We start from the raw sequence: 6,984 nt of genomic DNA, 5'->3' as shown, positions 1-6,984 counted from the left end.
AAGGTATTCGAGAAGCCCTGAAATGCTTTTCCCGCTGAGATTCGTCAGCGTGGCATCAAGTGGCTGTTTCCCCGCCAGCGCGTTCATCACTGTTGTCGCAAAGTTAGGATCATTCCCCAGCGCAGCCGCCAGTTCATTCAGTGTGTCCAGCGCCTCCGGCGACGAACCAACCAGCCCCGCAACAGCAGATTTCACAAACGCGGTAGTGGCAATCTGCGTATTATTCGTTGACTGAACAGCAGTGGGAGCCGTTGGCGTTCCGGTCAGGGCCGGGCTTGCCAGCGGTGCTTTCAGTGCCAGCGCATTATTAATGGTGGTACTGAAATTCGGATCATTATTGATAGCTGCTGCAATTTCTTTCAGCGTATCCAGCGTTGCCGGTGCGCCACCAATCAGGGCAAGAATAGCAGCCTGTACAAAGGCGGTGCTGGCAATCAGGGTGCTGTTGTTTCCTGCCGGTGGCGTTGGCGTTTTAGGCATCCCTGTCAGAGTCGGGCTGTCTTTTGGTGCATACTGTGAATGAGGATCAACAGCAGCAAGATGCTTTGCCATCAGGTCATCCACATACACCTTAAGCTCCAGCACCTTATCATCCACATATTTGCGGGTTGCCAGAACCACTGCAGGGTCAATTTTCAGGGTGATGTTATCGGTGCTGCTGGTAATCAGTACCATACGCACGGTCTGCGTGCGTCCGCTGCCCTCTGCCAGCTTCGGCTTGTAACTTTCGGGGCAGTTTCCCACAGCAATCAGCGCACCTGTTTCATCAAAAAGGCCGACTTCACGAATCCACCACCCGCCCTCGTTTTCGGGGATCACCTGCTCAGCAATAATCTGGCTGCTGTTCTGCGGATCGATATACAGCATATTCAGCGCTGCACGGCGCTCCTCAGCCACTAACGCGGTCTGTTGCGCGTTGGGTGTGGGCAGCGCACCGCCACCGCTACCCACCGCCATATGGGTAATTTTAAGCGGGACACCGAGCGCGGCGGCGCTTGCCAGTTTCGCCGCGCCGATATCCGTCAGCAGGGTGTAAAATTTTGCGCTCATGGGTTCACTCTCATCGTGTCAATAACATGGACCGCCCCGCCCTCATAAGCGGTGCCGCCGGAAATAATGGTTTCGTTGATATACGGGTAGATCGTGATTTCTTCGCCGGTGTAGGTGGCTGCACCCACAAAATACGGGCCGCCTGTCTGCAGGTTGATGGACATACCAACCAGATGACGGCTGCATGGTTTTGCGTCACCGATCAGGCGCTCCAGCTCCAGATAGGTTTCTTCTGTTATGCCCTGGTCCTGCACACCAATATCCAGACGGAACGTCCCCGGCGTTTCGCCGGTCTGCCACCACTCAATGATGCGGATCAGGAAGCCAAACGGCTCCACCACGCGCCGCACGGCGCTGGTTGTCCCCTTGTGCTGATGGATATAAAAAGCGTCCTGCACAACGCGGCGCTTGACGCTTTCTGTCCAGCTCTCATCCCAGCGGTCAACAGAAAACGCCCAGGCCAGATAAGGCAGGAACCTGATCGGGCAGGTTGCCGGGTTCCATAAATCACGCAGCGATACCTGCAGATCGGAAATCCCGCTGCAGGTCTGCGCCAGTCGGCGCTCAAGTGGCGACGAACCCGGCGGCAGCAGACTATTCATCCGTGCCCCCGTTGGTAACGCTCCACTCTGTACAGGACGCCGCCTGCGTCTTATCCAGCACCACATCCTCCAGCGGGGACGTCAGCTCCACACGCTGGACGCCCTCCACGTGCAACGCGGCATAAATGGCGCTACGGCGGATATCACGTCCCAGCCGCGTCTGACTGGCGATGTATTTCTGCAAACTGGCTTTTGCTTCTGCCATCACCGGCTCAGCCTCCGGCCCCGGATAAAGGAAGATCGTTGCGTCCACGCTGTACGGAATAATTTCAGCGCTGCGCACCGTCAGGCGGTCTGCCACCGGGCGAACCTTTTCACTGTTAAGCGCCTGCTCAACCACTGCCAGCAGGTCAGTCCCTGCCGTACCGTCACCCTCGCGGCTCAGTACGGTAAGCACCACCTCAGCCGGTGCAGGACTGGTTGCGCTGGCATCCGCCACGCGCCCGTCGGCACTTCTGGCGTGGAACTCATAGGCTCCCGTCGGCCCTGCAACGGACAGCCCCTCAAATGCTGCAGGAATGCGCTGGCGTAATGCTTCATCACTTTCCATCACTGCAGCGACCGGCGGCACCGCGTCATTATCTGCTGGGACTACCGTCAGGCGCTTCACGTTGCAGTTACCTGCCAGTTGTTCAAGGTCATTTCCCATGGAATAGGCCACCATGACCGCCTGCGCAGCCTCATTAATACGCTGGCGCAGCAGGATTTCTCGGTAAGTATTCTCCTGCAACAGTTTGGTGACAGGTTCTGACTCCAGCGCTAACGTGCGCATAACGGCCTCCTGTTCATCAGCCGGATGAAGGGCCACAAAGGCGGCCTTACGTTCTGCCAGCAATGCCTCAAAGTCCGGCACATCCACAATCTGCGGCGGCGGTAGTCGGGAAATGTCAATGACTGCCATTGTCTGCTCCTGTTGATACGGAAAGGGAAACCGGTGCGCCGTTATTGCTGTGTCCGGTAAGCTCAACCACCATAGAGCCGTCAAAATTGCTGTTGATGGTGATGGAGTCCAGCGCAAGGCGCGGTTCCCAGCGGTTCAGCGCCACATAGACCGCAGACATAATCTGCAGGCGCAGCGCCGGGTTCTGCGGCTGGTCAATCAGGGCAGACAGCAGGGAGCCATATTCCCGGCGGGCAAGACGGCTGCCCTGCGGCGTCAGCAGAATATCCCGCACCGACTGGCGCAGATGGTCCGTATCTGCAATGGCCTGCCCGTCATTCCTGCTCATACCGATATACAACGTCATACCGGTCCCCCCGTGTTGTCGCCGCCTTTCAGAACGCCAGTATGCTCATGGTCATCAACTACGATCCCGTTAGAACTCATTGCGCCGCCGCCCTGGGTGACGCCGCCATTGATCACCACTTCGCTGTTAATGCGCGTGGTGTCAGCCTCCACCACAAACTCACCGGTTTTGTAGGTGACACTGTCTGATGCCTCGATCACCATGGATTTGATGCCCCTGACATGCCATCGTCCGGTGGCAGGTTCATACTCAAACCATCCCCCGTCCGGGTACTCCGTCACGCAGCCGTCCACGGAATCCGACGGTGGCGGAAACTGATTGGAGTAGATGGCAGGCAGCACAAATGCGGTTTCCAGATTGCCGCCCATGCTCAGCACCACCACCTGCTCATCCGGCGATGGGCACCACCATGTACGGGCACCACCGGCGCGCAGCGTCAGCCAGTTAATCCAGTTAGTTTCAAGCTCACCCACTTTCACCCGACACAGCCATTTCTTCCTGTCCACTTCGGTCACGATACCGGTACGGATCAGATTGGTGATAAGGCGCATGATTTCTGTTAGTTGTGCATTCATCTCCAAATTGTCAAACAAGACAACGACGAATACATCGATTTAGAATTGTAAGAGTTTTAACACAATAATAATTTTAAGAAAAAATGATGACTTGAAATAAAAACGCCCTATAAAAGGGCGTTTTACATTATTGTCTAACTTTAGGCTTGATAATTCCTAATGCATCCCACAAACCACAATGTATTTCAAAATTCAACGATGGGTCCATTTCTAGATCTTCATCATTAAATGACCACAAATAAACATCCCCACCATCTGCTTTAGATCTTCTAAGTATATTTCCAATAGCGCCAACCTTAAATAAACAACTCAGCATTTTATTAAGCGTTAATGAGCTATCTCCTAAGTCCAACCCTTCAAACTTCTCCTTGATTAAAGATGGAGTAAAACCTCTTTTTTTTACAGATCGTAAAAGAGAAAAGCAGTCATCTATTTCTGAATCGCTTAAATGCCCCGCAAGCTCAGACCTAATTTCACGCAAAAGATAAGATGAGTATTTTTTAGAAACCTTTGTGAACATGGGGGCTTCAAATCTTTCGGTATTCTCTCCATATTCATCTTGAATATAAGTTAGCATCCTAACGGCATCTCTTGGGCGACCTAAAGTTCTATGTAAAATATAAACAGAGCTATGTTCACCGGCGACTTTCTCAGTGAAAATTTTCCCGAACAAATCAGAACAGCTTAACTCATTATAATAACCAGTGGAGTTTTTAATTTTAAAAGCAATCATATCAAAAATCTCAGAATCACTTGCCCGTTCTCCAACAGAGCACCAATCAAGTGTAACAGAGTTATCTTCTATAATTTTATTAATATTCGGAGATGAAAAAGTATTTATTATATCATGACGAATTACTGCACCAATTTTGGCATCTATTTCATTTTGCATTAGAGTTTTATTAATTGACATAACAGCATTTAAAAAACTTATCATTGCATTTTTGTATTCAACTGTTGCATCAAACTTATCATCTAACTCATCATAAAATACATATATCCTTTTATTACTCTCCTTTAACATGTCAACAATATAAAGCTGTAAAGATTCCATACACTCTAAGTAATTCTTTTTTGTTTCTTTTGTTTTCTCGACCTCACCACCTTTTGCTTTCGCTTCACCACGAAATACTGGAAATCTAAATCCGATACCAACCTCACCCGATGCTTGATATTCCCTAGTTATTTCAACTGTTTGCTCCGGCCTTAACTCTCCCGCGACATGGCCAAAAGAACGTAAAAAACTTTCCAAGTGAGTTATTTTACCTTCACTAAATCCATTTTTATATTTTACAATATTTTTAGCAAGATTAACCAATATCATCCATTTAAAAATCGGCACGTATTTTGTAGAAGATACATCTTGCCCTTGGAAGTGAACCAGTTCATGAAAAACAAAATCTTTTAATGATTCTACAACTGCAATATCATTATTTTTTCGTTTTGCATTACAGTAGACATTAACAAGCAATGTCTTACCCGTTCCCTTCCTGCCGATTACTAGCATTTTATTTTTTCTATCAAGCTTACCTAATGAATTATTTATATCATAAAAATACCTAGAGTAATTATCGAGATATAATACCTCATTCTCCCCATAAACCTCACCAAATTTAAACTCACCAATTTTTGGCCGCATAATATTCCATCCTTAAGAAAAGCATATCATTATAATGACTGCTTTTATCTATAGCAGATTTCATATTCTCATTGAAGTAAAATTAACTCACTTATGCAGTCCTCCCTTGCCCTGCAACCAACTTAGTAACGAGTTAAAAATAAGATATTTTTCTTTTTCACCAATACCCAACAAACGCCGCTCTGCATAGCGGACCTCCGGTCCTTTACGGCTGACGCGATCACGTAGGCCGTAGTGGTGAACACGTGCAATACGCTGCACCTTACCCTCAAACTGCACGCTGGCAGAGTCGGCACTGGCTGCAGTTTTCAGGTATTTTATGGTGCGAAGCTTTGCAAACATCTGGCGTTTGATGCGTCCCTTCTTGCTGCGGGCTGTCACCCGGCGCGGCTCATAGCCGCTGCCGTCTGGATTACGCTGCAGCCTGATGTTCTGCTGCTGCGTCCGGCGCAGCTGTTGCGCCAGTTGCCGCATCATATGGCTGCGTGCTGCAGGCTCCAGATTTGCCAGCAACGCCGTCAGCCAGTCATCCACCCTCTGCAGTTCATCCACGTTTCACCGTCCACATTTCCTCGAATCCGTCAGGCTCCGGCACCGCTTCAACGCTCGACACATTACCGTCAGTGCTCACCAGTACACGCTCCGTCAGTTGCAGATTCAGACTGATATCGCATACATCATTGCGCAAAATATCCACTTCAAAGGTGAACAGTTTTTCGCGCAGCTCCGGGTTGTTGATGGCGTCCGGCTGGTTTACTCTGAGCCACAGCAACACGGGAGCCATCAGCAGATTCTGGTCACCGCTGAAATCCTCGATCACCACGTTCAGGGTGTAGCGGTATTCCCATGACATAGAGCTGGCACCGGTTGCCACCAGTGAGCCGTTATCAACGAAAAGGTGCAGCTTATCCGGGTTGTTGCGGACATACACCACCGCTTTATTCAGGGCGCTGCGCAGGGACTGCGGTTTGTTCACTGTTTCGCTCCTGACACGCAACTATCGTGTCGACTTTGTCAGCACAGACCGCCCAGGCGGACTCTGTTTCATCCAGCGCCGCATTCAGATCACCGTTACTGCGCGGCGCTGACCTTTCCAGGCGGCACTGCGTCACTCTGGGACAGCCATTCACGGTAAGCTGCACCTCCGGCAAGGGCCGGACGTTCGCGCAGCCTGATAATGTCAGCAGGCAAAGGAGCGTCAGCCCAGCGGCGCAAATCCTCGTTTTCACGTTTCAGTTCCTCGATCCGGCGCTGGCGGCTTCGCAGCAGTGCGGTGGTCTGTTCCGCTGCCGCATAAAGCCGCGCCTGCTCCCGGCTGTTGGTTTCGGTCAGAATGGACAGGCCGATCACCTGACTGTTTTTCTTCTTCAGTTCCTGCGTTTTGCTTTTCAGCGCCACGCCCTGCGTCTCAATGGTGTGACTGGCATTGTTAAGCCGCCACGACTGCCAGCCCAGCGCAACAAGAACCAGCGCCAGCCCTAACATCAACGCGCGATTCATTCCCGCAATGCCTTTAATTCATCCTTGATTGCCAGGCCAATGGCAACGGTAGATACATAAACCAGCCCCGTCAGTTTCCACCCGGCAAGCAACATCACAAAGGCAACAGCCAGACGCAGATACCAGGTGAGAGTGATTGCGTCCATCACCCTTAATACCCTGCCCAGCAGGAATCTGACCTTTAGCCGGTCATTACCTGTCAGAGTGCAGGAATAAAGCCCGGTAAAGCAGACCAGAGAAAACGCGGCAAACTCAAACCACATGATCAGCGCCAGCGGGAAAAGCGCATGGGAGGCAGGGAAAATCACATCAACCATCACAAGAAGCACCAGAACCGAAAGCGGCAGCCAGTAACTTTTTAACCATTTCAT

The 6,984-nt window shown here is 50.7% G+C and carries 11 protein-coding genes; all 11 read right to left on the bottom strand.

The features are described 5' to 3' along the window. Nucleotides 1–1,050: phage tail protein (locus OGY71_RS00240; protein WP_286612602.1), on the bottom strand; the 1,050-nt coding region annotated here is incomplete at its 3' end. Further along, nucleotides 1,047–1,652 carry a phage tail protein I gene (locus OGY71_RS00235; protein WP_001397640.1) on the bottom strand — a complete coding sequence of 202 codons (606 nt, stop codon included), beginning with the start codon at nt 1,650–1,652 and terminating at the stop codon, nt 1,047–1,049. The genes OGY71_RS00235 and OGY71_RS00240, both read right to left, overlap by 4 nt. Beyond that, nucleotides 1,645–2,553 carry a baseplate assembly protein gene (locus OGY71_RS00230; protein ID WP_286511918.1) on the bottom strand — a complete coding sequence of 303 codons (909 nt, stop codon included), beginning with the start codon at nt 2,551–2,553 and terminating at the stop codon, nt 1,645–1,647. Before OGY71_RS00230 ends, OGY71_RS00235 begins: the two co-directional genes overlap by 8 nt. After that, nucleotides 2,540–2,899: a GPW/gp25 family protein gene (locus OGY71_RS00225; protein WP_241324251.1), complete on the bottom strand. Its 360-nt coding sequence runs from the start codon at nt 2,897–2,899 to the stop codon at nt 2,540–2,542. The genes OGY71_RS00230 and OGY71_RS00225 overlap by 14 nt, the downstream gene beginning before the upstream one ends. Continuing rightward, entirely contained in the window at nt 2,896–3,474 is a 579-nt protein-coding gene (locus tag OGY71_RS00220) for a phage baseplate assembly protein V (protein ID WP_286544386.1), read from the bottom strand. The genes OGY71_RS00225 and OGY71_RS00220 overlap by 4 nt, the downstream gene beginning before the upstream one ends. Before the next feature lie 127 nt (nt 3,475–3,601). Then, on the bottom strand, nt 3,602–5,113 hold the full coding sequence (locus OGY71_RS00215; protein ID WP_286511911.1) for a P-loop ATPase, Sll1717 family: 1,512 nt from the start codon (nt 5,111–5,113) through the stop codon (nt 3,602–3,604). An 87-nt stretch (nt 5,114–5,200) separates the two neighbouring features. Next, nucleotides 5,201–5,665, bottom strand: a complete 465-nt coding sequence (locus OGY71_RS00210) for a phage virion morphogenesis protein (protein WP_286511909.1) — start codon at nt 5,663–5,665, stop codon at nt 5,201–5,203. Continuing rightward, the gene (locus tag OGY71_RS00205; RefSeq protein ID WP_286511907.1) at nt 5,658–6,089 is read right to left on the bottom strand and encodes a phage tail protein; all 432 of its coding nucleotides are present in this window, start codon (nt 6,087–6,089) and stop codon (nt 5,658–5,660) included. Before OGY71_RS00205 ends, OGY71_RS00210 begins: the two co-directional genes overlap by 8 nt. After that, the gene (lysC, locus tag OGY71_RS00200) at nt 6,052–6,300 is read right to left on the bottom strand and encodes an Rz1-like lysis system protein LysC (RefSeq protein WP_286511953.1); all 249 of its coding nucleotides are present in this window, start codon (nt 6,298–6,300) and stop codon (nt 6,052–6,054) included. The genes OGY71_RS00205 and lysC overlap by 38 nt, the downstream gene beginning before the upstream one ends. Continuing rightward, nucleotides 6,185–6,613 (bottom strand): Rz-like lysis system protein LysB, encoded by a 429-nt coding sequence (lysB, locus tag OGY71_RS00195; RefSeq protein ID WP_286511906.1) that lies wholly within the window; start codon nt 6,611–6,613, stop codon nt 6,185–6,187. Before lysB ends, lysC begins: the two co-directional genes overlap by 116 nt. Beyond that, entirely contained in the window at nt 6,610–6,984 is a 375-nt protein-coding gene (locus OGY71_RS00190) for a DNZ54_00345 family protein (RefSeq protein ID WP_286511904.1), read from the bottom strand. Before OGY71_RS00190 ends, lysB begins: the two co-directional genes overlap by 4 nt.

The organism is Citrobacter sp. Cpo109, assembly GCF_030332565.1.
GTDB classification, from domain to species: domain Bacteria; phylum Pseudomonadota; class Gammaproteobacteria; order Enterobacterales; family Enterobacteriaceae; genus Citrobacter; species Citrobacter portucalensis.
This window is presented reverse-complemented; position numbering and strand designations above follow the sequence as displayed.